We start from the raw sequence: 25,216 nt of genomic DNA on the forward strand, positions 1-25,216 counted from the left end.
GGATTGCGGTCAGCGGCCGGTGCCCCAGAAGGAGAGGGCCATGACGCCGGGACCGGTGTGGGCGCCGATGATGGGGCCCATGTGGAAGATGGTGACCTCCGCGTCGGGGTGCCGCTCCAGAACGGTGGCCTTCAGGAACTCCGCGTCGGACAGGCAGTCGCCGTGGCAGATGAACACCTGACGGCTCAGATCCGGGGTCCAGTCCTTGTCCATGTGGTCCACCAGGGCCAGCAGGGAGTTCTTGCGGCCACGGGCCTTGGCGGTGTTGGTCAGGTGCCCCTCACTGTCACAGTGCATTACGGGTTTAATCTGCAGGGCGGAGCCCACCACGGCGGTGGCGGCGGAGATGCGCCCGCCCCGGCGCAGGTGGTTCAGGTCCTCCACCGTGAACCAGTGGGCCGCATTCTGTTTGTGGTCCTCCACCCAGGCGGCCAGCTCCTCCAGGCTCAGACCAGCGGCCTTCCGGGCCGCAGCCTCAGTCACCAGCAGGCCCTCGCCGGCAGAGGCGGCCAGGGAATCCACACAGATCAGCGTCCGGTCGGGGTACTTCTCCCGCAGGTCCTCCATGCAGATTTTCGCCGCCTGGATGGTGCCGGACAGACCAGAGGAGAAGCAGATGTACAGCACGTCCAGCCCCTGGTCCAGGCAGCGGGTAAAGTGCTCCTCATAGACAGTGGGGTTGATCTGGGACGTGGAGCCCATCTTGCCCCCGCGCATTCCGGCAAAGAACTCCTCGCCGGTGATGTTGCCCCCGGGGCCGAAGGTGTAGGGCACGCCGCCCAGCTGGCACTCCATGGGGATAATCTCCACGCCAATCTGGCTGGCCCAGGCCTCGGTCAGGTCCGCGGTGGCGTCGGTAATAATCTGATAGCCGCTCATCATAACACTCCTTTATTTCCCGTGCGGCGGTCGCCGCACAAATAGACGGATGCTGCCCTCATTATACAGCCTGGAGCGGCAGGCCGCAAGGACGGAAGTCCAGCGGCGGGAAAAAGGGAGAAAATAGAATACAAAATGTATATTATGGAATCTAAAATACGAATTGGAACGAAAAATGTCAGCAATCCAACTCTCGCTGGATAGCGGTCCAGACGGCTGGGCAGGGCAGGGCGCCGCTTTCCCGCACTGCCTGTGCGGCGCGGCGGCGGGTCATGGGGCGGGCGATGCCTGACACCGGCGGCCGTCCGGCGGGCTGGAGCAGCATCCGGCGCAGGGGGAAGGCCAGGAAGAGCACCAGCAGGAACAGGAGGGGGACGAGAGACCAGGAGAAGGGGGAGCTACTCTGGCGGTTGGGGAGGAAGGGCTGGGGCAGGACGGGAGCGTCTGTACCAGGGGTAAAGGAGATTTCATAAGGGCCTACCGACAGCTCTACCATGTCGCCGTATTCTGCACGGAGGTAGTCGGCATAGGCTTCCGCCGCCTCCTGGCCGTTCAGGGTGGTGATAGTGACCTGGATGCAGTGGATACAGGGCGCGCCGTCTGTATTGAGGCCATTGCCCCGGCTGCCCAGGCCTAAGGTGACAATTGGATTGCCCGCTGTTCCCACCAGTTCGGAGAGCTCGTTGTAGACCTCCATGAGCTGGGCGTGGGACCAGCGGCAGGAGGTAGAGGACACGCTGTCGGTGCTGTCCGCGGCGGCAATGGCGGAGTCTGTTGGGACCGCCGCCTCGGCGCTGGCAGTTGGTAAAGCCAGCGCCGCCAGAAGGAGCAGTGAGAGAAACATATAACGCAGTTTCATGGTTACCTCCAATCGTCATCCGTTCAGATAGTCCCGCACCCGCCCGATGGCGGTGTGGTAGCGCCGCAGGGCCGTGCCCAGAGGAATGCCCAGCAGATGGGCGCACTCCCGGAACCGGAGCCCGCCGTTGAGGTGCAGGCTCACCAGCAGGCGGTCCTCTGATGAGAGCCTGTTTAGTGCGGCCTCCACGTCCAGCCCCAGGTCCAGATCTGCCTGTGGGATGGGCAGGCTGCCGTCCTCCAGGGGAAGCGCGTCTTTGCGGGCGCGGAGGTGGTCCACCGCCAGATTGCGGGCCACCTGAAAGACCCAGGCCCTGGGGTGGGTCACCTCCGGACCGGGCGGCTGCCGGTAGAGCCTGAGAAAGGTCTCCTGGAGCAGGTCCTCGGCGCTCTGCCGGTCTCCCACCAGCCGGAGGAGCACGGTGTAAACCGGCGGGGACAGGACCTCATAGAGGGTGTGGAAGGCCTCCCGATCCCCGTTCCGCAGCGCGGAGAATGAGCTGTTGAGCTGATGTTCCGTCATGGGCCGTCCTCCTCTCTTTCCTATCCTTTATGACGAAAAACAGAACGGATTTATTCGGCAGATAACAGAAAAATTCCGGCCCGCCGGGGAGCGCGGCGGGCCGGAGGGGTCAGTAGGTAAACATGGTGGGGAAATAGAGCCCGGCGTTGTCATCCAGCAGGAGGCAGTAGGAGGGGGAGGTATTTTCCCCGTTGTAGAGATAGAAGAACTGCAGGCTGCCGTGGGTGATGTAGGTGCGGGCATAGGCCAGGCGCTCATGGGAGGTGTAATACATCTCGGTGCTGAAGTAGGTGGTGCCGAAGAGCATCTGATTGTGGAAATAGGACTTGGACAGGAGGGAACCGTCGTCCCAATAGGAGAAGGTCACGTCCAGAACATCCACCTGATTGCCCGATTCATCCGTTCCGGTGCCCTGGAATTCCTCCGGCTTGCCGTCTGCCCGGTAGGAATACTGGGAGCGGAAACCGGACACCACTTCCGAGCCGTCGGTGCCCCAGGGGGTCAGGACAGAGTAGGCATCGGCGTTGCCCAGCAGGCCGCAGGCGTAGGGGTCGTCCCACGCTGTGGGGGCGGTGGTGCCGTGGAACCCGAAGGCGTAGATATAGGGGACCGCCAGGGGACCGTCGGCCCCCTCCCAGACATACCGGAAGCCGCAGCCCTTGCCCGTCTCAGGGTCGAACCAGAGCTGGAGCTGCAGGGTGCCGTCCTGCGGGGTACAGTAGACATAATACATATCCCCCCAGTCAAAGCCGTACTCCGAGAGAATCTCCGAGCGGGTGGGAGTGTGCTCAACGGCATAATTGCCGGTGTCCTCCGCCCAGGCGTCCACCGGTGCGTCGGGCAGCACAGAAGGGTAGAGGGTCAGAGTGCTGGAGCCCGGGTCCAGGCGGAAGGCGGAGCCGTCAAAGGACACCTCGGCGGCATAGCTGGCCGCATAGCCCAGCGTGTTCCGGACCATCAGCTCATAGGTGGCCCGGATGGGCACGGTGGACAGGTCAAAGGAGTTGATCCAGCCGGACGCCGCTTTTATCCCGGACAGGTCCTCCGACGGGTCGGTCAGGTCGGTAATGTCACACTCCGCTTGCCCTTTGGGCCAGCTGATGGTGAGAAGGGCTCTGTCCCCATCCCGGCGGGCGGAGCTGTCCAGCTGGTCATTTACCGCCTGGCCCAGGTCCTCCCAGGAGAAACTGGCAACCTGGCCGAAGGCACTGCTTTGGAGCTGGAAGATGTGAAGGTCCCAGGTGCTGACCCCTGTCCCGGTTCCGTCGGACACCACGGCGGCCAGCTCTTCCGCGCCATCCCCGTCGTAGTCAGCCAGAGCCAGGGTGGCGGGAAGAATCTGGGGGCCGGTATTGTAGGTGAGGTTAGGATAGTAGGCCACCTGCTCCCCCTGGCGCAGGAGCATGCCGCTCCGTCCGGCGACTTTCTCGTTGAAGCCATAGAGGGTGATGTCCGCCTCGGGCAGGTCGCCCAGAATGCGGATGGGGTAGGTCTCCCACACCTGAGGGTCGTCAAAGGAGCGCTTCACACTGCCGATATACAGGTTGTCCGGGTCGGGCAGGTCGGCGGCGGTCAGATCCGCCGGCAGCGGCTCAGTCTGGGTGGTGAGCGGCTCGGAGGATACGGCATCTCCCAGCCCCAGCAGGCCAATCCAGCTCTTGGTCACGCCGCTGGGGTACTGGTAGGTCAGCCGCAGCCCCAGCAGGCCGTCGGGGATATTCCCGGGGAGACGGAAGGCCGAGCTGGGGGCAAGATCGGCGCTTTCGTCCACAGACTGAGCGTTCAGCTGGCTCAGGGGTGCGCCCACCTCAGTGTAGCTGCTTCCGTCCAGGGCATAGAGCTCCACCGTGTACCCCACTGCATCAGTGGGATGGGAAAGGGCGATGAGGGCATCCCCATCGGTGAGGACCAGGGGCTGGGTGTCCCGCAGGGTGGAGAAGGGAGAACTGTTCCGCAGGGACAGCTCCTGACCGCCTGCCACTACGGCGGGAGCTTCCCGATCCACACCAGTCAGGACAGAGGGCATCCGTACCCGGAAGGAATACCGGGCGGTGAGAGTCCGGACGCCGCTGCCCCAGCGGGCGGTGATGACAAAGCCGCGCAGCTCAGTGCCTGTGCCGCCGGCATCGGAACGGGATGAGAGGGAAAAGGCGGCGGAACCGTCCTCTCTTAACTGCAAATTACGGGACATGGGGGTGGGCTCCGCGTTGGAGAGAAGAGAGTCTGTCCCATCCAGACTGACCGGGGGAATTCCGGGCACAGAGAGCTGGACGGAGGTGTGGGTGGAGCCGGTGAGGAGGGGCGTGCTGTCCCAGTCGAGGGCGTCGGTTTCGGGGGAGAGGGTAATGGAGGTGCCCTCCACCGTGAGGGTCAGCTCAGGGGCGGTTTCAGGTACCTGGGCGGGATTGGCGGCCAGCATGTAGCAGGAGACCAGCAGCGCAATCAGAGCTACTGCCACCAGGGCGGCGGCGGGCCGCTTCCACCGGAGTGCGCCCTTTACCCGGCCCTTTACGTCGTTCTCACCGAAGGCCAGAGGCACCCGCAGCGGGTGGGCGGCGGCCAGGGAGAGCAGAGCGGAAGAATAATTTTTTCGGATATCCTCCGGGCTGCGGCGGAGGACGGCCTCGTCACAGGCGGCCTCCATGTCCCGGCAGGAGAGGAACCAGCTCACCCACAGCAGGGGGTTGAACCAGTGGACCGCTAGGGCCAGAAAGGCCAGCACCTTGACGATATGGTCCCCGCGGCGGATGTGGGAGCGCTCATGAAGCATGACATACCGCCGGGTGTCTCCGGTCAGGCCCAGGGGGAGATAGATTTTGGGCGGAAAGAAGCCCAGCACAAAGGGGGAGTCCACCCGGTCGCTCTCCCAGGCGCCGTCGGGGGTGCGGACGGCGGCGGACAGCCTCAGCCGCAGGCGCAGCCAGGACAGCAGGCTCCATAGCCACAGCACCAGCACGCCCAGAACCCAGATAACGGACAGCACAGGCATCCAGCCGGTCTCCACGGTGGCAGGGGGAGAGATACCGTCCGGCCCGGTGACCACGTAGGACCCGCCGCCATCCTCCGGGGCAGGGGAGACCACGATTCCACCGCCGTTCACGCCTGCCTGATAGCGATCGTGGCTCTGGGGGCTGTCCCAGATAACCTGGTTGCCGCTCAGGTCGCCGTCGGAGAAGTCGGCCACCTGTTCCTCCGCTGCCGGGAAAAGAGAGAGCAGGCTCCAGTTGCTGGAGAAGGACACAGGACACACCATGCGGAACAGCACCACCGCCCACAGCAGAAATACAATGGCACGGGGGACCTCCAGTATCCGCATGACAGCCCGGATGAGCAGCACCGCCAAGGCTGTGGCGGCGGCGGTCAGGCTCATGACCAGCACCGCCTGAAACAGGTCGGGCAGCACGGCGGAAAACAGGTTATTCATCGCCTGCCTCCTCAATCATTCGCCGCAGCTCCTCCGCCTCCTGCTGGGAGAGCTTCTTCCCACGCAGGAAGGCGGCCACGAAGGCGGGCAGGGAGCCGCCGAAGGATTTCTCCACCACCGCCTCGCTCTCGTACTGCTCCACCTGCTGCCGGGGTACCAGGGCGGTGACGGTGGCATCCTCGTTTTTCAGGAAGCCCCGCTGGCACAGCTTGCGGATGAGGTTGTAAGTGGTGGGCTTCTTCCAGCCGAAGCGCTCCAGACACATACGGGACAGTGCCGTGGAGTTCACCGGCTCCTCACTCCACACCAGGTCCATGAGCCGGTACTCGGCGTCAAACAGCTTATAATCGTCCATGACAGGGGCTCCTTTCTCTATGAGGTTTGTTCTGACAAATCTCCTTCTGAGACTAGTTTATCGCGACAAACCTCTTTTGTCAACAGGAAAAGGAAAAAAGAAAAGAGAGCCTGTGAGGAGCCATTCTCCGGGCTGAACAGGCGCATAAAAAGTCCCCGTCTGCCGGAAGCAGACGGGGACGCAGGGGGATATCAAAGAGGGGAATCAGACAGCGGAGGCGGTGCGCTTCTTGTAGCTGCGCAGGATGAGAACCTCCCAGCCGATGAGGACAATGGCGGCTGCCACATCCACAATAATCATGACAACCTGCCAGGTGGGCATGGAGGTGTCCGCGTTGGCGGCGTCATAGGCGCGGCTGTTGACCACGGTGTAGAGAATGTTGTGGCAGGAGTTGCGCATAGCCAGCACGCCGGTGGCGCTGCTCTGATCGGTGACGTGGTTGGTCTCCACATCAAAGTTCTTCAGCATCAGGTCAGAGCCGTTGCGGATGGCGCGGTCGGAGTCCATGTAGCCGGTGAAATGGTAGCCGTCGGTGATCACCATGCCGCGGAAGCCCCACTCGCCCCGGAGGACGGTCTGGAGCAGGCTGGAGCAGGCGCCGGCCCACTGGTTGCCGATGTAGTTCCAGGAGGACATGACAGCGGCGGTCTCGCCCACCTTGGCGCTGAGCTCAAAGGGCTTGAGGTAGATCTCACGGATGGCCTGCTCGTTGGACCAGGTGCAGAGCATCTCGTTCTGGCCAATCTGCTGGTCATTGAGGGCGAAGTGCTTCATGTAGGCGTAGACGCCCTGGGACTGGGCACCCCGGATGGCAGCGGCGCCGATATAGCCGGCCAGTACGCCGTCCTCGGAGTAGTACTCAAAGTTCCGGCCGTCAAAGGCGGAACGGTGGGTGTTCATGGCGGGGGCATACCAGCCGGACACGCCCATCTCGTCGGCCATCTTGCCGATGCTGACGCCAAACTGCTCAGCCAGCCCCACGTTCCAGGTGGAGGCAATGATGCACTCGGAGGGGAAGCCGATGGAGGCCAGGCCGGTGAAGTTGTTGGTGATGTTGGCGGGGCCATCGCAGTCCACGGTAGCCACCTTGCCGATGCTGCTGACCGCCTTGGTCTGATAACCGCCCAGAGCGATGAGGTCGTCCATCTCGGCAACAGTCATCTGATCCAGCAGGTCGTCCCACATGGGATCGTCATAGTCCTTGCCGCGCAGGTCAGCCAGAACCAGGCCGTTGCTGGCGCCGGTGGTGGGCATCACGTCATCGGGGTTGTTGTAGTCATTGGGGTCCCAGTTGTAGCTGTTGAACAGGCCGTTCTTGGCCTCGTCGGGCAGGTTGAAGTCGGTGGGGGCGGCCACGGCCTCCTCGTAATTGGCGAAGTGGTCGGCGCGGGACAGGTAGGTCACATTGCCCTCGGCAAAGTCAAAGGCGTTGACAGCGGCCTGCTGGTCGCTGGAGCGGGGGTTGCTCTCGTCATAGACGATGTCAGCGGATACGGTCAGCTCCTGCTCGTCCAGGACGGTGTGGGAGCCGTTGCGGATGGAGATGCCGTAGCTGCCGGCCTCCAGCACATAGCAGCCGTGGTTCTGGTAGTCGTAGGAGGCCATGTCCTCCAGGGGGATGGAGAAGGACAGGGTCTGGCTCTCGCCGGGCTGGAGCAGACCGGTCTTGCCGAACTGGACCAGATTGACAGAGGACTTTTCAATGCCGCCGTTGGTGTAGGGGGGATTGAAGAAGATCTCCACCACGTCCTTACCGGCCACAGAGCCGGTGTTGGTGACGGTGACATCGAAGGAGACGGTATCGTCCGCCACGGTGAGCTCGCCCATGGACTGTTCAAAGGTGGTGTAGCTCAGGCCGGAGCCGAAGGAGTACTGGACGGTCTGGTCGTAGTCGATGAGACCCTCCTCGGCAGCAGTCTCATAGAAGCGGTAGCCTACGTAGATGCCCTCCACATAGTTGACAAAGTGGGGGATGGTGGCGCCGGAGCCGAACAGGCCGGCACCCTCAAAGGAGTAGTCCTCGGCGTTCTGATAGACAAAGTTGCCGATGTTGTTGAAGTAGGGGGTGGCGGCCAGGTCATAGACAAAGGTGTCGGTGGCCTTGCCGGAGGGGTTCACCTGGCCGGCAATGATCTCGCCCAGAGCGTTGAAGCCGGTCTGGCCGGGGCCGGGGCACCAGATGACGCCCTTGATCTGGCTGTACTGGTCGGCAATGCTTAGCTCCATGGTGTTGGCGCCGTTGTAGACCAGAATGACGTTATCAAAGTTCTGGCAGACCAGGTCGATCATGTCCTTCTCGGACTGGCTGGGTTCCAGATAGTGAGTGCCGTCGGGGAAGTCCAGATACTCGGTGGAGTTGTCGGTGTAGTTCTCCACCTCGCTGCTGCGGGTGACCGCCATGTCGGTGGGCAGGTCGGCAAACTCACCGCCGATGCGGGAGAGCACCACGATGGCGGTGTCAGAGAAGGCCTTGGCGTCCTCCAGCAGCTCCTGGGAGTAGGTGGAGGCGGGAGGCTCGGGGAGGGTCCAGTTGTGGGCGGCGTAGCCCAGTTCGGGACGCTTGGCACAGTAATCCCGGTAGAACTGGCTCAGCGCCTCATTGGTGTTCAGACCGGCGTTGGCCAGACCCTGGAGCAGGTCCACCTTTTCCACGTCATCGGAGAGTGCACCGGAGCCGGTGCCGCCGTAGACAGGGTCCACAGAGCCCCAGCCGAAGACGTTTACATTGGAACCGCTGGCCAGAGGCAGCATGCTGTCGTCATTCTGGAGCAGGACGATGCCCTCCTCCGCCAGGTTGACACACAGCTCGTTGGCCTCAGCAGCGGAGGCCTCGGTGATGGTGCCGTGGCCGGACACCAGGTCCAGCAGGGTGGACAGGGGACCCACACAGATGGTGTTGAGCACGATGACCAGCGCCAGCACCATGGCCACGCCGCTGGTACCGCGGATCATCCGCTTCTTGGCCTGGGGCAGCTTGCGCACGGCGACCATCACGGCCAGCAGGACCACAAGGATCACAGCCAGCGCGATAAGATGGGGCACGCAGGTCTGGAGAACGGCCAGGATGTCGTTCAGATTGAGTTTTAACATTCCATTTCCTCCTCTTTTTTGTACACATGGCCGGAGAATAGCCACTTTCCCCGGCCCTTGGTTTCCAGCATATCAGAAGGGCAGAAGAGGAGAATGGAGAATTTCACAGTCGGTCGTTTTTCCTGCACAGTCGGTTCGAAATTGTGGAAGCTGGATAAAAAAATAAAAAATTCAGGAGTCTCCTGTGTGAAAACAGGAGACTCCCGGGCAAAAGAAGCCGTTTTAAGGCTGATCCGGCAGGGGCAGGAGCACGGTGGTGACAAACCAGCCGTTTTCCAGGGAGCAATCCAGAGAGCCGTCGTAGCGGCTGATGACACGGGAGATGCTCTTCATGCCGTAGCCGTGCTGCTGCCTGTCCTCCTTGGTGGTGCGGGGCAGGCCGCCCTGGAACTCGACCGGATGGTCGCAGCAGTTGTCCATGCGGATGCTGAGAAGCTGCCGCTGGCTTTTGACCTCCAGAAGAATCTGACGGCGTTCAGGGTCGGAGATCTGCAACACGCTCTCCAGGGCGTTGTCGATCAGGTTGCCGAAGAGAATACAGAGCTCCCGGGGCTCAATCCAGCTGAGCAGACGGCTGTCTACCGAGTAGCTGAACTGGATTTGATGCTCCTTGCAGTAGAACTGCTTTTGGGTGATGAGGGTGTCCAGCACCGGATTGCCCGTATTGGCGTAGAGCGGATAGCTGTTGATGACCTCCTCCATCTCCGAGAGGTAGTTCTCGCGTTCCTCGCTGGAACAGGAGGTACGCAGAGCCGCAATCTGGTGCTTCAGGTCGTGGCACTGCTGGCTGATGTAGGTGCTGGTGGACCGGAAGGAGAGATATTGGCGATACTGGGCGTCCATTATCTTGTTTGTGATGATCATATCGGTCTCAAGCCGGCGGAGCTTGCTGATATTCAGCAGGGAAAAGAGGACTATGATGCCGCACAGGTCAGCCAGCAGGCGCAGCCAACTCACAGCAAAGAAAACATCGGTGCGGTTGTTGTTGACCCAGATATCCTGCCTGAATACCACATAGAGATTGCTGATCAGAAAGGCGAGGGGGGTGACGGTACACATCAGAAACAGGGTTTTGCGGTCTGTATACAGAATTTCCTCCGAGAAGTGCCGGCCGAGATAATAGATTGGAAGCCCCACAAGGGCGAAGAGCAAGAGCAGCAGGCACATCACGCGGGGCTGAGCCATGGAAGGGGCGGAAAAGAACACCGCGCAGACCTGCCAGGTGAGAGAGGCGGTAAATTCAGCTACAAGAAATGCCAGCATCCAGGCGGCAAGCAGGGAGAAAAGAGGGAGCTTGCAGCAGGCATAGATGACGGCCAGCATAAAGAGAAGGTTCAGCACCATCAGGCCCAGAAAGGAAAAGAGCGTATAACCGCCAAAATAGCAGCAGCGCAGTATACTCTGGATCACCAGCGCCCCGGCCAGGAGCAGGCAGGTCTGAAGTCTGGGGAACCGCTTGGGCAGGACCAGAACCATCAGCAGACAGGAGAACCACTCAGACAGCGCGGTGAGCAGGCGCGGGATGGCAGGCAGGGCGGATGAGAGATTGGCATTCGTAAACAAGAGTTCCAGCAAGGCTGCACCTCCTTATCTGCCCATACCGGCAATGTATCGGTTGAGCGCCTCCATAAAGGCCTTTTTCCGGGAACGGCTCACCGTCAGCCCCTTCCCATCCACTGTTACCAGAGACTGCTGAACGGACTCCACCCGCGCCAGATTGACAATCAGGCTGGGGCTGCACCGGAAAAAGGGGGCGTCCTTCAGCTGCTCTTCCAGTGCCTTCATGGAGATGAGCTCCATCAGCCTGCCCTGCTCCGTATAGATGTACGCATAATGCCCCACGCCCTCGATATAAAGAATGGACTTGAGGGGAACACGCTGCATCTGCCGGGAGTTGTTCAGAATCAGGTACTGCTCCGACTGCTGCTCCAGGGCTAACATAGCCCGGTCCAGCTGACGGGAGAGGAGCGGATAGGTCACCGGCTTGACCAGAAAGCCCTTGGCATCCACGTCGTATCCCTCGGTGGCGTGCTGGGCATAGCTGGTGATGAAGAAGAGAATGACATCCGGGTCCTGAAGCCTTATCCAGCGGGCAGTCTCCAGACCGTCCAGAATTCCCATTTTGATGTCCAGCAGGATGATGGTATATTGATTGACATAATGTTCGAGCAGATCGGCGCCGTCTGAAAAGTCCGACACCGTCCATTCATACTGGTGCTCCGCCTGATAGCGCTCCAGCATGAGCCGCAGATGTTCTCGCTGGGCGGCATCATCATCGACAATGGCAATATGCAGCATATCAGAATCCTCACTCCGCACAGTTATATACTTCAGAATTCATGCAAAGGTTCGCGCCGGTATGGTGTGTGGAAAACCATTGAAGGAAAAGCGCCCCACGGAGTGCTCCGCGGGGCGCTGAGAGACAAAAGAGATTACCGGCGGCGTCTGCCGTGGTAGCCGCTGCGGCTCCGGCCGCCGTAGCTCCGCCGGCCCCTGCGGCCAAAGACAGTCAGACGGAGCACCAGAACCAGGATGAGGAGCACCAGCACCAGCAGGAGAACCTTCACCCACAGCTGGCTGAAGAACTTCTCAATCCGGTCCAGATTGTAGAGCAGCTCGGAGCGCTCCACCGTGTCCACAGCCACCAGGTCCAGGGAGCCGTACTCGCGGCCGTTATAGGTAAGGGTCACCTTGCCCAGTACCATGCCCTTTTCCACCGGGGCTTCCAGGGTGTCGTAGTAGCGCTCCACCTTCTGTTCAAAGTCCTCGGCGGATACGTCGTTGGGCAGTACGGCAGAGAGAGTGCCGTTGGGCTCGGCCACCACATGGTCCACCTCGGAGAGGGTCACAGGGATGGACAGCTGGGGTGTGCTGCTGCTCATGATGGACTGGTAAGAGAAGTTGGAGAAGCCCCACTCCAGCAGCTTCTTGCTCTCAGAGAAGTGGGTGTAGCCCTCGCTGCCGGTGGCGCCGGGGGTACGCTCGCAGCCGGTTACCACGGCGATGAGGGAGCGCTCGCCCTTGGTGGCGGAGGAGGCCAGGCAGTAGCCCGCCTCGGGGGTATAGCCGGTCTTGATGCCGGTGCAGTACTCATATGTATAGCCCTTGTACTTCCAGCTGGTGATGAGTGCGTTGGTGTCCCAGAAGGTGCGCTCCTCGCTCATGTTGGTGGCGGGCACCGTGTAGTTCATGGAGGTGACCAGCTCACGGAAGATATCGTGCTTCATGGCCTCGTTGCAGAAAAGGTAGATGTCATAGGCGGTGGTGTAGTGATTCTCATCGTGGAGGCCGTGGGGGTTCATAAAGTGGGTGTCCTCACAGCCCAGCTCGGCGGCGCGCTGATTCATCAGATCCACAAAGGCGGAGATGGAGCCGGCCACGGTCTCTGCCAGCACGTTGCACGCCTCATTGGCCGAGGGGATCAGGGCGCAGGCCAGCACATCCTTCAGCGTGAGAATTTCTCCCGCCTTCAGGTTCTGGGTGGAGGCGCCAGACATCATGCCCTCATTTACATTGGAGCTGACTGTAATCTGCTGGTCCAGAGACAGCTCACCCCGGTCAATGGCCTCGATGGTCAGCAGGCCGGTCATGACCTTGGTGATGCTGGCGGGATAGGTGCGCTCATGGGAGTTGTGTTCATAGAGAATCTCGCCGTAGGTGGTGTCCACCAGAATCGCGGACCGGGCATTCACCACATAGTCGTCCACAGAATTGGCGGCGGCTGTGGAAAAAGGAGCAAGGACAGCGCAGATCAGCGCCAGGGTCAGAACAAGGGAAAAAACACGATTTTTTTTCATAGGAAACTCCCGCACTCTATGTTATAATATATCCCATAACGTCCCTTTGCCGCAAAAACGGCCGCAAGGGCCGCATCTGCGGCAAAGAACGTAAAGGGACAAAATGGTTACATAATTCATTATAGCAAAGAAGGACGGGCCGCGCAACGGGAAAGGTGGTTACAATTTGATGAAGATTTCCAGGCTGGAATTTGTGCTGCTTTTGCTGACAACCGCCTGCCTTGCCTTCTTCGCCGGATGGTTTCTGGGCGGACAGTCCGACTCAGGGACGGTCCGCATTGCCGCCCAGCACAGCCCGGAGCCGTCGGTCAGCGCCAGCCTGCCGGTGTCTCAGACGCCCGTCGCAGTTTCGCACGAGCCGTCAGAGACAGGGCCTGTGGAAACTGAGGTCCAGACACCCGCTCCGTCTCCGTCTGCGCCGGAACAGTCCGGGCTGGTCAACATCAACACCGCCGGCAGCGAGGAGCTCCAGACCCTCCCCAGCATCGGGGAGAAGCGGGCGGCGGCCATCATCGCCTACCGGGAAGAGCACGGACCCTTCCGCATTGTGGAGGACATCACCAATGTCAGCGGCATCGGCGAGGGGATTTTGTCCCAGATTATTGACTATATCACCGTGGAATGAGGGCGAAAGCCCTGTGGAGGAATAAAACAATGAAAATTCTGGTTGTGGACGACGAGAAGGTGCTGGTCAAGGGCATCAAATTCAACCTGGAAAGCGAGGGCTACCAGGTGGAGACCGGCTACGATGGGGAGGAGGCCGTGGAGCTGGCCAGAAGCGGCAACTTTGACCTTATCATCCTGGACCTGATGATGCCCAAAATCGACGGCCTCCAGGCCTGCATGCGGATTCGGGAGTTCTCCAACGTGCCCATCATCATGCTCACCGCCCGCAGTGAGGATACCGACAAGATCATCGGCTTTGAGTGCGGCGCCGATGACTACATCACCAAGCCCTTCAACATCCTGGAGCTGAAGGCCCGGGTGCGGGCTCTGCTCCGCCGTGCGGGCATGGCCGCCCAGAAGGAGAAAAAAGCACGGCTCACCGCCGGACATATCGTCATCGACGCTGACGAGCGGGCTGCCTGGAAGGGGGAGACTCCTGTGGACCTGACCGCCAAGGAGTTCGACCTCATCGAGCTGCTCATGCGCAACCCGGGCCGGGTGTACAGCCGGGAGAACCTGCTCAACGTGGTGTGGGGCTATGAGTACGCCGGGGACTACCGCACTGTGGACGTCCACGTCCGCCGCCTGCGGGAGAAGCTGGAGCTGGACCCTGCCCGGCCCGAGTACATCCTCACCAAGTGGGGCGTGGGCTACTACTTCAAGAACAGTTAAATTAACATACAGCAAGGCCGCCGGGAGGAACTTTCCTCCCGGCGGCCTTTACTTTACAAACTGTTTGTCTCCATTTTACAAAAACTGCGGGGAAGGGCGGCGGCGGGGATGGTACAATATCTGCCGGAACAGAAAACGCAACAAAAGGAGATTCTCCATGCCATCCACCTACGCGCACAAGTATTTTGGAGACCGAATCCTCCGCCGGGACCCCCATGCCCTGAAGGGGCTGACGCCCGCCCAGCGGGAGCTGTTTTTCATCGGCCTCCACGGGCCGGACATCCTGTTTTACTACAAGGCCCTCACGGTCAACAAGGTCAACGCCGTTGGCTTCGGGCAGCACGAGAAGCCGGCCACCGACTTCTTCGGCCCTGCCGCCGCCCTGGTGCGGGCCATGCCCGCTGAGGAGCAGAACCTCAGCCAGGCCTACCTCATGGGCTTTCTCTGCCACTTCGCCCTGGACAGCGCCTGCCACGGGTACATCGAGCAAAAGATCCACGTCAGCGGCGTTACCCACACGGAGATTGAGGGGGAGTTCGACCGCTGCCTCATGGCCGAACAGGGGCTGGACCCGGTGCGGCAGAACCTGACCGGCCACATCCGCCCCACAGCGGAAAACAGTAGGGTCATCGCCCCCTTTTTTTCCACTGTCACGCCGAAAGAGGTGGAAAAATCCCTGCGGAGCATGATTTTTTATAACCGGCTGCTGATTGCCCCCAGCGCCTGGAAACGAAGCCTGGTGAAAGGTGTGCTCCGGCTGTCCGGCAACTACACCGAGATGCACGGCCTGCTCATCAATCCCCAGCCTGATCCCCGCTGTGCCGACAGCTGCGTCCGACTGAAAAAGCTGATGGACCGGGCAGAGGAGCAGTGCCTGGCCCTGATGGAGGGCTATCTGCCCTGCCTGAAGGAGGAGCGTCCCCTGCCCGAAGGGCTGGACCGCACCTTCGGAGCCGGGTCCAACTGGCAGAAGATACCCGTGCTGAGTCTGGAAAAGGAGCTTGTCTATGAAGTTTAAATTACAGCCCCTGGAGCGCAGATGGGTGCTCTACGATGTGGGCAATTCCGCCTTTACCCTGCTGGTATCCACCATCATGCCCATCTATTTCAACAGCCTGGCCGGCGCAGACGGCCTCTCCGAGGTGAGCTACCTGGCCTACTGGGGCTACGCCACCTCCATCGCCACCCTGATCGTGGCCCTGTGCGGCCCGGTGCTGGGCACCATCTCCGACTTCCCCGGGTGGAAAAAGAAGCTCTTCTCCGGCTCCGTGCTGGTGGGCGCCCTGGGCTGCGTGGGCCTGGGCGTCATGTCCTCCTGGCTGTGGTTCCTGGTGCTCTTTGTCCTGGCCAAGTCGGCCTACTCGGTGAGCCTGGTCATCTACGACTCCATGCTCACCGACATCACTCAGCCCGAGCGGATGGACAAGGTCTCCGCCAACGGCTACGCCTGGGGCTATATCGGCAGCTGTATCCCCTTTGTTCTCTCCCTGGTGCTGGTGCTGTGCTATGAGCCTCTGGGCATGTCCGTCAACCTGGCCATGGCGCTGGCCTTCCTGCTCATCGCGGCCTGGTGGCTGCTGCTGTCCGTGCCCCTGTGGCGGTCCTATGAGCAGAAGCACTCCGTCCCCGCCCAGGGCAGCCGCTTGGGTGAGAGCTTCCGCCGTCTGGGCGGCGTGTTCTCCGAGCTGTCCCACAACCGGAAGGCCCTCTTCTTCCTCATCGCCTTCTTCTTCTACATCGACGGCGTGTACACCATCATCGACATGGCCACCGCCTACGGCACCGCGCTGGGCCTGGACACCACCGGCCTGCTGCTGGCCCTGCTGGTGACCCAGATTGTGGCCTTCCCCGCAGCTCTCCTCTTCGGCCGCCTCACCGAGCGGTTTTCCTCCTCCAGTCTCATCCTGGTGTGCATCGGGGCCTACTTCCTCATCACCATCTACGGCATGTGGATGAAGGAGCAGTATCAGTTCTGGGTACTGGCCGTTTGCGTGGGCATCTTCCAGGGGGCCATCCAGTCCATGTCCCGTGCCTACTTCGCCCGGCTCATCCCCCCGGAGAAGTCCGGCGAGTACTTCGGCCTGTACGACATCTGCGGCAAGGGTGCCTCCTTCCTGGGCACCATCACCGTCTCCGCCGTGAGCCAGCTCACCGGCAGCGTAAACCTGGGCGTGGGCGCCCTGGCCTTCATGTTCGCCGTCGGCGCTGTCTTCTTTGTCCAGGCGGTGCGGCAGGAGATGCCGGACAGACCGGGAACGGCCGTTCCGGTCCACTGAGCGCATAAAAAATCAGCAGCCCGTTACGGGCTGCTGATTTTTTGTTAAAAGATTTATGCGTGGGCCTCGCCGAACAGGGCACGGGGCATGAACTCCAGACGGCGGCTGATGAGCCGGGCGATAAAGCCCACCAGCAGGGCAGCCACAATGGTACCCTCCCGCACGCCGGCCAGGACGCCGGCAAAGACAAAGGAGAGCACCGCCGCCACCACGGTCATGGTCACGTCAAAGGCCACCTTGGTCATGCCGAACTCGGTGGCCCAGCGGAACACCACGGAGCGCACAAAGGACTCGCCGGGCAGCATAACCACGTCGGCCAGCATCTCCATGTACACGCCCACGCCCAGCACCACACAGCCAATCAGCAGATAGAGCACCTTCATGCCGTAGGTCTGGGGCTGGATGAAGGAGAGCAAGGCCATGCACAGGTCGATGAAGTAGCCGAACACAAAGGACACGGGAATCTGAAGGATGTGCTCGGGGCGGAAGTTCCTGCGCAGGATGATCAGCTGGAGGGCAATGAGCAGCAGGCTGAACAGAATGGTGAACTGGCCCAGAGTGAGGGGGAAATTCAGGCTGAGCACATAGGGGATGGAGGAGATGGGGGAAGTACCCAGATCCGCCTTGGTGATGAGTGCCACTCCCAGGGAGTTGACGAACAGTCCAATCAAAAATACCACATAGCGCTTCAGCTTTTCCATTTCCGAACCAAAACTCCTTCCAAAAAATCATTCCGCTCCCAGAGAGCGGAATATTGTTATATTTTATGGTAGCATGAAAATTTAAACATGTCAATTATGACATGTTTAAAAAGAGGGGGTAAGTGCGAAACGCTTTTTTGGAGGAAATAGAGCGGGAAGTGTGGTATAATACCGCCATGAGCCTTACGAGGAGGAGAGACCATGGGAACCCTGCGCTATGCCATCCTGGGCCTGCTGAACCGGCGGGATATGTCGGGCTACGACCTGACAAAGGAGTTTGAGACCACACTGGCCGAGTTCTGGGGCGCCAAGCACAGCCAGATCTACCCCGAGCTGAAGGCTCTGGCCGATGAGGGCCTGATTGCCTATCAAATTGAGATCTCCGGCACCGTGCTGGAGAAAAAGGTGTATTCCATCACCGAGCGGGGTCGGACCGCCCTCCAGACCTGGGCGGAGACCCAGCTGAAGATGAAATCCGTGCCCAAGGACGAGTTCCGGCTCCAGCTCTACTTCTCCGACTGCATTCCGCCACAGCGGCGCATCGCCCTGCTGGAGCCTCAGCTGGAGCAGCACCGGGCCCTGTTGGACCACCTGCGGGAGAACCTGGCCGGGCTGGGACAGACGCCTCCGGAGGATGAGGCCGCCTTCAGCGACTATCTGGTGCTGCTGGGCGGCGTCATGCGGGAAGAGGGCTGCTGTGCCTGGCTGGAGCGGTGCATCGGGCTGTGCCGTGAGAGGCTGGAAAAGCAATAAAAAACGGGTGTGCTTCGCCGGAAGTCCGGCAAAGCACACCCGTTTTCTGTTATTCCTCCGCCAGCTCGGCCACCGCACGGACGGCGGCGTCCACCTCCTCCTCGGTGTTGTACCAGGAGAAGCTAAACCGCACCGCACCCTGCTCCGTGGTGCCCAGAGCCTGGTGCATCCGGGGCGCACAGTGGGCGCCGGGACGGGTGGCGATGTCGTAGTCCATGCTGAGAATGTCGGACACCTCGCTGGAGTCCATGTCCCCGATGTTCAGGGCCACGATGGCAGCCCGGCGGGCCTGGGTGAAGTCGCCGTACACCGTGACCCCCTTCAGACCAACCACCCCGTCGTAAAACCGCCTCATCAGGGCTTCTTCACGTCGGGCAGTGGTGTCCACACCCGTGGCCTCAATAAAGTCCAGGGCGGCGGAGAGGCCCATGATGCCGTGGCTGTTCAGGGTGCCCGCCTCCAGCCGGGTGGGGTACTCCTCCGGCTGGGTCTTGCTGTAGGACTGCACTCCCGAGCCGCCCACCTTGAAGGGCTTGATTTCCACGCCGGGCCGGATGCACAGCCCGCCGGTGCCCTGGGGACCCATCAGTCCCTTGTGGCCGGTGAAGCAGAGAATGTCGATGCCCATGGCCTCCATGTCGATGGGAGCCGCTCCCGCAGTCTGGGAGGCGTCCACAATGAAGAGCAGGCCGTGGGCTTTGGCAATGGCCCCCACCCGGGCAATGTCGATCATGTTGCCCGTCAGATTGGAGGCGTGGGTGCATACGATGGCCCTGGTCTCGGGGCGAATAAGGGCCTCAAAGGCGGACATGTCCGGCCTGCCCTGCCTGTCGGCGGGCACAAAGCTGAGGGATACGTTCCGCTCCGCCTCCAGATAGTACAGGGGCCGGAGGACGGAGTTGTGTTCCAGGTCGGTGGTGATCACGTGGTCCCCAGGGGACAGAGTACCGCTGATGGCGATATTCAGCGCCTCGGTGGAATTGCAGGTAAAGACCACATGGTCCGCCCGGGGGCAGTGGAACAGCCCGGCCAGCTTGCACCGGGTGTCATACACCGCACGGGCGGCCTGAAGAGCGCTGCCGTGGGCGCCCCGGGAGGCATTGCCCATGGTGGTCATGGCGTTCACCACTGCGTCGATGACCTGGGGCGGCTTCTGCCGGGTGGTGGCCGCGTTGTCCAGATAGATCAAGAGAACTCATCTCCTATGGTTGTTCAGCTTCACACCCACAGCTCCAGCACCCGGGTCTCCTGCCAGTGCATGCCCGCGCCGGTCATGACGGTCAGCAGCTCTGCCTCAGCCTCCACAGGGGCCTTCCAGGCCAGGCCGCAGCCCGCGCTGATCTCACGGGGCACCGGAATCAGACGGCCAGGCAGGCCGTTACGGGCGCAGAACTGCTCCATGCCCATGGCATCGGTGGTGGTGGAAAAGGTGATGATAAGGGCCGGTTTCTTTTCCCGCATGACGGACCTCAGGGACGGATGACCCGGCCGGCGGAGCTCATCTTCTCCACAATGTCGTACATGTTGGTGACGCCGCCCACCTGCAGCTTGTCGCCCAGGCCGAAGAAGTTCAGGCAGGTGCCGCAGGTGAGAATCTCCACGCCCTGGGCCTCCAGGCTCTTCAGGTCCTCCAGGGAGGCGGAGCCCTCGGTGGTCAGCTTGGCGCCACCGTTGTAGAAGAGGATGGACTTGGGCAGGGTGTCCTGCTGGGTGAGGGCGAAGATAAAGCTCTTCATCAGGGCTGCGCCTAACTCGTCGCTGCCGGTGCCCATGCAGGGGGAGGAGATGACCACCACCGTGTCGTTCCGGCCGGTGCCCGCGGGCACCAGGCAGGTCTCGCTGTCGTCCTCACCGGCTTGGGCCGCGGGGGCGCCGGTGACCTCCATCACCACGCGGAACTCCTTGTCGCCAAGCTTCTCCGACTTGACGGCGTAGCCGTTGTTGTTGGCCAGACGGGTCAGGTTTTGAACCGCAATTTCGTTGTCCACCAGAGTCTCCACCGTGCCGGAACCCGCCAGCTCCTTAATGGCGTTCTTGGTCTTGATGACCGGGATGGGGCAGGGATCTCCCATGGCGTTTACCTGTTTCAGCATATCAATCAGTCCTCCTGTTCTGGATATGGATGGTTTAACACAAATTGCTTACCCGGCGGCTTTGCCCCGGGCGATGAGGGCCGCCCCCAGGGCACCGGCGTACCGGCCCAGGGGGTGGGTAAAGACGGGCTGCTTCAGCTTCTGAGAGAGCCGGTCCACCAGGTAGGCGCTGTCGCACAGGCCGCCGGTGAGGAGCACGTCTCCCTTCAGGGTGTGCCGGGCGCACAGGCCCGCCACTTTGCTCACCACCGAGTCCACCACGCCGGCAGCGATGTCCTCCCGCTTCTCGCCGGCGCCGATGTGGCTGATGACCTCGCTCTCGGCAAACACAGTGCACATGGAACTGATGGCCAGCGGGGTGCCCGCCGACGCCAGGGTGAACAGCTCGGGCAGGTCCACGCCCAGGCGATTGGCCATGATCTCCAGAAACTTGCCCGTGCCCGCCGAGCACTTGTCGTTCATGAGAAAGCTGGTGGGCATGCCGTTTTCCACGGTGATGACCTTGGTGTCCTGGCCACCGATGTCCACGATGGTGCAGTCCCGGCCCAGCAGGTACCGGCCGCCCCGGCCGTGGCAGGTGATCTCGGTCACCGTCTTGGCCGCGTAGTCCACCGCCACCCGGCCGTACCCGGTGGCGATGACCTTCATGTCATCCCCCACGGGGTGGCCGCCCGCCTCCAGACGGCGGGCGATCTCACCGGCGGTCTCCTTGCTGCTCCAGCCCGTGGGCAGGACGAAGTGGTCCACCATGTCCGTCCCGTCCAGGACTACGACCTTGGAGGCGGTGGAGCCGATGTCGATTCCGGCAAAGTACGTCATTTCTCAATCGTCTCCAGGAAGGCGGAAAGGCGGGTGTTGATCTGGCCCTTGTCCGCCTGAGAATAGTCGGTCTCAATGTTCAGGTAGGGCAGGCCCTTCTCCTGGGTGACAAAGCGCTTGATGAAGAAAGCCTCCACATCGTAAGTATGACAGGATTGGAGCACAATTTCAATCACTCCGTCCACCGCATAGGAGTCAATCATCTCGCCGATGTATTCCCGGCGGCTTTCGTTGGGGCTCATTACCGAGCAGTTGATGTTGAGATACTTCACCGCCAGGGCGTGGTACACGTCCGGGTCGGACTCGTCCACCTTCTCCACCTTCTCCCGGATGCCGTTGCAGGTGTCGAAGGCCACTACGTCGGCCCCCAGCTCCTCCACCACCTTGATGATCTTGTCCCGCACACCCGCGTTGGGGCAGCCGGTAACCAGCAGACGGGGCCGATCGGTGGGCAAACTGTCCTTGCTGGCCTTCCACTGCTCCAGCACCTCGGCTGTCCGGGCCTCAATGATGTTGCAGCGCTGGTCCAGGTCAAAGGAGAAGCTGCCCGCGTCCACACGGGTGCCCATCTCGTAGCCGCTCATGGGGGCCGGGTTCAGCTTGCCCAGCTCCAGGTAGCGGAGCATCACGTCACGCTCACGGTTCTTCCGCCTGATGGCCTGACGGATGTCGTCCTCCGTGATGGTGATGCCGTAGAATTCCTCCAGTTTTTCTTTGAAGGCGATGATCTGGTCCCGCCAGAAGGAGAGGGCAGCCTCATCCCGGCTGTGGGGCAGCTGCATGACATAGGTGTCCTTGATCTCCTGGAGCAGCTCAAACATCTTCTTCTTGCCGTCACAGGTGGTCTCGCCCACCACAAGGTCGGAGAAGTAGAAGTAGGGGCAGGTGTCGGTGAGGGCAAAGCCGTAGCTGGCCTTGATGAGGGGGCACAGGTTCCGGGGCAGGTTGGCCTCGGCGGCGGGGATGGGCTCCTCAGTGAAGGCGCACAGCCCCACGGGCAGGGCCCCTGCCGCGTACACCAGCTCGGTGGGCACGAAGGAGCAGAACATGCCCACCACCCGGGCGCCCTGGTCCTTCAGCTGCTTCATGCGCAGGAAGCCCGCCTTCCGGGCCTCTCCATAGGTCTCAAAATCGGCGGGCAGCTTGATACTGGTCTGTTCCATCTCGGACATCTCCTTTTTTAAAATCATCAGACAATATGGCAGGCCACGGAGTGGCCGGGGGCAATCTCTCGGAGAACCGGCGCCTCACGGGCGCAATGGTCGGTGGCGTAGGGACACCGGCTGTGGAACCGGCAGCCCGGCGGCGGGTCGATGGGGCTGGGCACCTCGCCCTCCAGCACGGTGCGCACCCGCTGCTCCTCCACCCGGGGGTTGGGGATGGGAATGGCGGACAGGAGGGCCTTGGTATAGGGGTGGGCCGGGTGGGCGTACAGCTCGGAGGAGGTGGTGATCTCCACCATGGTGCCCAGGTACATGACCGCCACCCGGTCGGAGATATGCTTGACCATGGACAGGTCGTGGGCGATGAACAGGTAGGTCAGGCCCCGCTCCTCCTGGAGGCGCACCAGCAGGTTGACGATCTGGGCCTGGATGGACACGTCCAGGGCGGAAATGGGCTCGTCACACAGGACAAACTCCGGGTCCACCGCCAGAGCACGGGCGATGCCGATGCGCTGGCGCTGTCCGCCGGAAAACTCGTGGATGTACCGTCCGGCGTGCTCTTTGCTCAGGCCCACCAGCTCCAGCAGCTGGTACACCCGCTCCCGCCGCTCTTTGGCGGCGGGACAGATGCCGTGGTTGCGCATGCCCTCGGCCACAATCTCCTCCACCCGCAGGCGGGGGTCCAAGGAGGCGTAGGGGTCCTGGAAGATGGTCTGCACCTGCTTGGTGAAGGCCTTGCGCTCCTTGCCCCGGAGGCTGTGGACGTCCTTGCCCCGGTAGAGCACCTGGCCGCCCGTCTTGTTGTAAAGCCCCACGCAGGTGCGGCCGCAGGTGGTCTTGCCGCAGCCCGACTCGCCCACCAGACCCAGGGTCTCCCCTCGGCGGATGGTAAAGCTGACGCCGTCCACCGCCTTCAGCAGTCCGCCGCCGGTGCGGAAGTATTTCTTCAGCTCCTTGACCTCAAGGGCTGTCTCGTTTTGTTCTAGCATAGTACACCGTCCCCTGCCTGAAATGGAAGATCGCTCTTGGGCGCGTCGGGGTGATGGAGCCAGCAGGTGCAGGTATGGCCGCCGGAGAAGGAAACCTGGGGCGGCTCCTCCTCCGTGCAGATCTCCATGCACCAGGGGCACCGGGGGGCGAAGGGACAGCCCGCCGGGGGAGCAATCAAATCGGGCGGCATGCCCTCAATGGACACCAGCTGCTTCTTCCCGTCCAGGTCCAGCCGGGGGATAGACCGGAGCAGGGACCAGGTGTAGGGGTGGCGCTGGTCGTAGAAGATGTCGTCCCGGGCGCCGTACTCCACAATGCGCCCGGCATACACCACCGCGATGTTCTGGGCGATGTCTGCCACCACACCCAGGTCGTGGGTGATGAGCAGCACGGACATGTTGAATTTCTGCTGCATCTCCTTCATGAGCTGGATGATCTGGGCCTGGATGGTTACATCCAGGGCGGTGGTGGGCTCGTCGGCGATGAGCAGCTTGGGGCCGCAGGCCAGGGCCATGGCGATCATGGCCCGCTGGCGCATGCCGCCGGAGAACTCGCGGGGGTACTGTCTGGCCCGCTTCTCCGGCTGGGAGATGCCCACCAGGGAGAGCATCTCCACCGCACGGGCCATGGCCTCAGAGCGGCCTGCCATATGGTGGACCGTCAGGTTCTCGGCAATCTGCCGCCCCACCGTCACCGTGGGATTGAGGGCGGCCAGGGCGTCCTGGAAAATCATGGCGCACTCTTTTCCGCGAAAGGCGGACCACTCCGCAGGGGTGAAGTCCAGCACATTCTTCCCCTCAAAGAGTACCTGACTGCCCGGCTTGATCTCGCCGGGAGGACAGTTAATAAGCCCCATCAGGGCCTTGGCGCTCACCGACTTGCCGCAGCCCGACTCGCCCACCACGGCCAGGGTCTCGCCCCGCTCCATGAAGAAGGACAGGCCCCGCACCGCCTGGACCTCCCCGGCGTAGGTGCGGTAGGACACCCGGAGATTCCTGACCTCCAAAAGCGGCTGACTCACAGGCATCCTCCTCTCAGAAATTCCTCCGCATAGTGGGCGTACAGCCGGCTGCCCGGGGCAAGGGCGTCCTCGTCCAGAGTGAAGCACTCATGGTGGATAGGGTGGTCCCCGCCGGTGCCCAGAAAGGCGTACACCCCGGGGACACGCTGGGTGTAGTAGGCGAAATCGTCCGAACCGGTGCCGATGGGCAGCTCCGTTACGTCCAGCAGTCCGGCGGCGGCCCGCTCCGCCACAGCGGAACAGGCGGCGTCGTTGACCACTGGGGGCAGGCCCATGCCGCATTTCAGGTCCAGGGTCACCCGGAAGGCCTCCGCCGTGCCCCGGAGCACCCGCTCCACCGCGGCGGGGAGCACCTCCTTCAGCGCCGGATTCTGGTACCGGATGGTGCCGGTCAGCTTGGCCTCGCCGGCCAGAATGTTGGCGGCGGTGCCCGCGTGGAAGGTGCCAACCGTGATGACCACAAAGTCCCGGGGGCTTACCTCCCGGCTGACCACGGTCTGGAGGGCGGACACCATGGCGCAGGCCGCCGGAATGACGTCGATTCCCTCGTGGGGGGCGGAGCCGTGGCCGCTCTTGCCCCTGACGGTCAGGGAGAAGAAGCCGCAGCCGCTCATGCGCACCCCGGGCTGTACGCTGACCGCGCCGCAGGGCAGGTTGGGGGCCACGTGGACGGCAAAGACCGTGTCCACGCCCTCCAGCACCCCGGCCTCCAGCAGGGCACGGCCCGCGCCGGCAAACTCCTCCGCCGGCTCAAACACCAGCCGCACCCGGCCGGGCAGCGTCTCCCGCTCCTCCCAGAGAAGGGCGGCGGCTCCCAGCAGCATGGCGGTGTGGGCGTCGTGGCCGCAGGCGTGCATTACGCCGGGGACCTGGGAGGCAAAGGGCAGGCCGGTGGCCTCCTGGATGGGCAGAGCGTCCATGTCCGCCCGCAGCAGCACCGTGGGGCCGGGACGGCCGCCGGAAATCTCGGCCACCACGCCGGTGTCCCCCACCGTGCGGAAGGGGATGGAACGGGTGGACAGTTCCTCTCTTACCCGGCGGCTGGTCTCAAACTCCTTGAGCCCCAGCTCGGGCTTCTGGTGGAAGGCGCGGCGCAGGCCCACCACATAATCTCTGAGCATCTGTTCTTCCATGCC

Annotated in this window: 23 protein-coding genes; 5 read left to right on the forward strand and 18 right to left on the reverse strand. The window is 62.2% G+C overall.

Annotation, left to right across the window (positions count from 1 at the left end):
- Positions 1 to 9 precede the first annotated feature (9 nt).
- From ACOX7T_RS10110 to ACOX7T_RS10150, 9 genes are all read right to left on the reverse strand, one after another.
- Positions 10 to 879: a DegV family protein gene (locus tag ACOX7T_RS10110; protein ID WP_433442367.1), complete on the reverse strand. Its 870-nt coding sequence runs from the start codon at positions 877 to 879 to the stop codon at positions 10 to 12.
- Positions 880 to 1,057: 178 nt separating this feature from the next.
- Positions 1,058 to 1,738 carry a hypothetical protein gene (locus tag ACOX7T_RS10115; RefSeq protein WP_433442369.1) on the reverse strand — a complete coding sequence of 227 codons (681 nt, stop codon included), beginning with the start codon at positions 1,736 to 1,738 and terminating at the stop codon, positions 1,058 to 1,060.
- Between the two features lie 15 nt (positions 1,739 to 1,753).
- Positions 1,754 to 2,260, reverse strand: a complete 507-nt coding sequence (locus tag ACOX7T_RS10120) for an RNA polymerase sigma factor (RefSeq protein ID WP_433442371.1) — start codon at positions 2,258 to 2,260, stop codon at positions 1,754 to 1,756.
- Between the two features lie 109 nt (positions 2,261 to 2,369).
- The gene (locus ACOX7T_RS10125) at positions 2,370 to 5,684 is read right to left on the reverse strand and encodes a M56 family metallopeptidase (RefSeq protein WP_433442373.1); all 3,315 of its coding nucleotides are present in this window, start codon (positions 5,682 to 5,684) and stop codon (positions 2,370 to 2,372) included.
- A complete protein-coding gene (locus ACOX7T_RS10130; RefSeq protein ID WP_006572979.1) occupies positions 5,677 to 6,039 on the reverse strand; it encodes a BlaI/MecI/CopY family transcriptional regulator in 363 nt (120 codons plus the stop codon). Before ACOX7T_RS10130 ends, ACOX7T_RS10125 begins: the two co-directional genes overlap by 8 nt.
- A 204-nt stretch (positions 6,040 to 6,243) precedes the next feature.
- Entirely contained in the window at positions 6,244 to 9,129 is a 2,886-nt protein-coding gene (locus ACOX7T_RS10135) for a glycoside hydrolase family 3 C-terminal domain-containing protein (protein ID WP_433442375.1), read from the reverse strand.
- Between the two features lie 222 nt (positions 9,130 to 9,351).
- Positions 9,352 to 10,704 (reverse strand): GHKL domain-containing protein, encoded by a 1,353-nt coding sequence (locus ACOX7T_RS10140; protein ID WP_433442377.1) that lies wholly within the window; start codon positions 10,702 to 10,704, stop codon positions 9,352 to 9,354.
- Between the two features lie 12 nt (positions 10,705 to 10,716).
- Positions 10,717 to 11,427: a LytR/AlgR family response regulator transcription factor gene (locus tag ACOX7T_RS10145; protein ID WP_433442379.1), complete on the reverse strand. Its 711-nt coding sequence runs from the start codon at positions 11,425 to 11,427 to the stop codon at positions 10,717 to 10,719.
- Positions 11,428 to 11,561: 134 nt separating this feature from the next.
- Positions 11,562 to 12,926: a D-alanyl-D-alanine carboxypeptidase family protein gene (locus tag ACOX7T_RS10150; protein ID WP_433442381.1), complete on the reverse strand. Its 1,365-nt coding sequence runs from the start codon at positions 12,924 to 12,926 to the stop codon at positions 11,562 to 11,564.
- A gap of 169 nt (positions 12,927 to 13,095) precedes the next feature.
- On the opposite strand from ACOX7T_RS10150, the gene ACOX7T_RS10155 reads away from it, so the two are divergent.
- The 4 genes from ACOX7T_RS10155 (at position 13,096) to ACOX7T_RS10170 (ending at position 16,540) form a co-directional block, all read left to right on the forward strand.
- On the forward strand, positions 13,096 to 13,551 hold the full coding sequence (locus tag ACOX7T_RS10155; RefSeq protein ID WP_433442383.1) for a helix-hairpin-helix domain-containing protein: 456 nt from the start codon (positions 13,096 to 13,098) through the stop codon (positions 13,549 to 13,551).
- 29 nt (positions 13,552 to 13,580) lie between these two features.
- A complete protein-coding gene (locus ACOX7T_RS10160) occupies positions 13,581 to 14,264 on the forward strand; it encodes a response regulator transcription factor (protein WP_433442385.1) in 684 nt (227 codons plus the stop codon).
- 157 nt (positions 14,265 to 14,421) lie between these two features.
- Positions 14,422 to 15,282, forward strand: a complete 861-nt coding sequence (locus tag ACOX7T_RS10165) for a zinc dependent phospholipase C family protein (protein WP_433442387.1) — start codon at positions 14,422 to 14,424, stop codon at positions 15,280 to 15,282.
- The gene (locus ACOX7T_RS10170; RefSeq protein WP_433442389.1) at positions 15,272 to 16,540 is read left to right on the forward strand and encodes an MFS transporter; all 1,269 of its coding nucleotides are present in this window, start codon (positions 15,272 to 15,274) and stop codon (positions 16,538 to 16,540) included. The genes ACOX7T_RS10165 and ACOX7T_RS10170 overlap by 11 nt, the downstream gene beginning before the upstream one ends.
- 53 nt (positions 16,541 to 16,593) lie before the next feature.
- Here the strand turns inward: ACOX7T_RS10170 and ACOX7T_RS10175 are convergent, their stop codons facing one another.
- Positions 16,594 to 17,241, reverse strand: coding sequence for a YczE/YyaS/YitT family protein (locus ACOX7T_RS10175; protein WP_433442391.1), 648 nt, complete (start codon positions 17,239 to 17,241; stop codon positions 16,594 to 16,596).
- A gap of 201 nt (positions 17,242 to 17,442) precedes the next feature.
- Between ACOX7T_RS10175 and ACOX7T_RS10180 the strand changes: the two genes are divergently transcribed.
- Positions 17,443 to 17,994: a PadR family transcriptional regulator gene (locus tag ACOX7T_RS10180; protein ID WP_433442393.1), complete on the forward strand. Its 552-nt coding sequence runs from the start codon at positions 17,443 to 17,445 to the stop codon at positions 17,992 to 17,994.
- Between the two features lie 49 nt (positions 17,995 to 18,043).
- Here the strand turns inward: ACOX7T_RS10180 and ACOX7T_RS10185 are convergent, their stop codons facing one another.
- From ACOX7T_RS10185 to ACOX7T_RS10220, 8 genes are read right to left on the reverse strand one after another with little or no spacing between them, the layout of a single operon-like run.
- On the reverse strand, positions 18,044 to 19,183 hold the full coding sequence (locus ACOX7T_RS10185) for an aminotransferase class V-fold PLP-dependent enzyme (protein WP_433442395.1): 1,140 nt from the start codon (positions 19,181 to 19,183) through the stop codon (positions 18,044 to 18,046).
- Positions 19,184 to 19,212: 29 nt separating this feature from the next.
- On the reverse strand, positions 19,213 to 19,455 hold the full coding sequence (locus ACOX7T_RS10190; RefSeq protein WP_433442397.1) for a DUF3343 domain-containing protein: 243 nt from the start codon (positions 19,453 to 19,455) through the stop codon (positions 19,213 to 19,215).
- 8 nt (positions 19,456 to 19,463) lie between these two features.
- Positions 19,464 to 20,087, reverse strand: coding sequence for a sulfurtransferase-like selenium metabolism protein YedF (gene yedF, locus ACOX7T_RS10195; protein WP_433442399.1), 624 nt, complete (start codon positions 20,085 to 20,087; stop codon positions 19,464 to 19,466).
- Between the two features lie 48 nt (positions 20,088 to 20,135).
- Entirely contained in the window at positions 20,136 to 20,906 is a 771-nt protein-coding gene (locus ACOX7T_RS10200; RefSeq protein ID WP_433442401.1) for an acyl-CoA dehydratase activase, read from the reverse strand.
- A complete protein-coding gene (locus tag ACOX7T_RS10205; protein WP_433442403.1) occupies positions 20,903 to 22,069 on the reverse strand; it encodes a double-cubane-cluster-containing anaerobic reductase in 1,167 nt (388 codons plus the stop codon). The genes ACOX7T_RS10200 and ACOX7T_RS10205 overlap by 4 nt, the downstream gene beginning before the upstream one ends.
- A 26-nt stretch (positions 22,070 to 22,095) precedes the next feature.
- Positions 22,096 to 23,058: an ABC transporter ATP-binding protein gene (locus tag ACOX7T_RS10210; RefSeq protein WP_433442405.1), complete on the reverse strand. Its 963-nt coding sequence runs from the start codon at positions 23,056 to 23,058 to the stop codon at positions 22,096 to 22,098.
- Positions 23,052 to 24,080 carry an ABC transporter ATP-binding protein gene (locus ACOX7T_RS10215; RefSeq protein ID WP_433442407.1) on the reverse strand — a complete coding sequence of 343 codons (1,029 nt, stop codon included), beginning with the start codon at positions 24,078 to 24,080 and terminating at the stop codon, positions 23,052 to 23,054. The genes ACOX7T_RS10210 and ACOX7T_RS10215 overlap by 7 nt, the downstream gene beginning before the upstream one ends.
- Positions 24,077 to 25,213 carry a M20 metallopeptidase family protein gene (locus ACOX7T_RS10220; RefSeq protein ID WP_433442409.1) on the reverse strand — a complete coding sequence of 379 codons (1,137 nt, stop codon included), beginning with the start codon at positions 25,211 to 25,213 and terminating at the stop codon, positions 24,077 to 24,079. Before ACOX7T_RS10220 ends, ACOX7T_RS10215 begins: the two co-directional genes overlap by 4 nt.
- Positions 25,214 to 25,216 lie beyond the last annotated feature (3 nt).

The organism is Pseudoflavonifractor sp., assembly GCF_050943825.1.
GTDB lineage: Bacteria > Bacillota > Clostridia > Oscillospirales > Oscillospiraceae > Pseudoflavonifractor.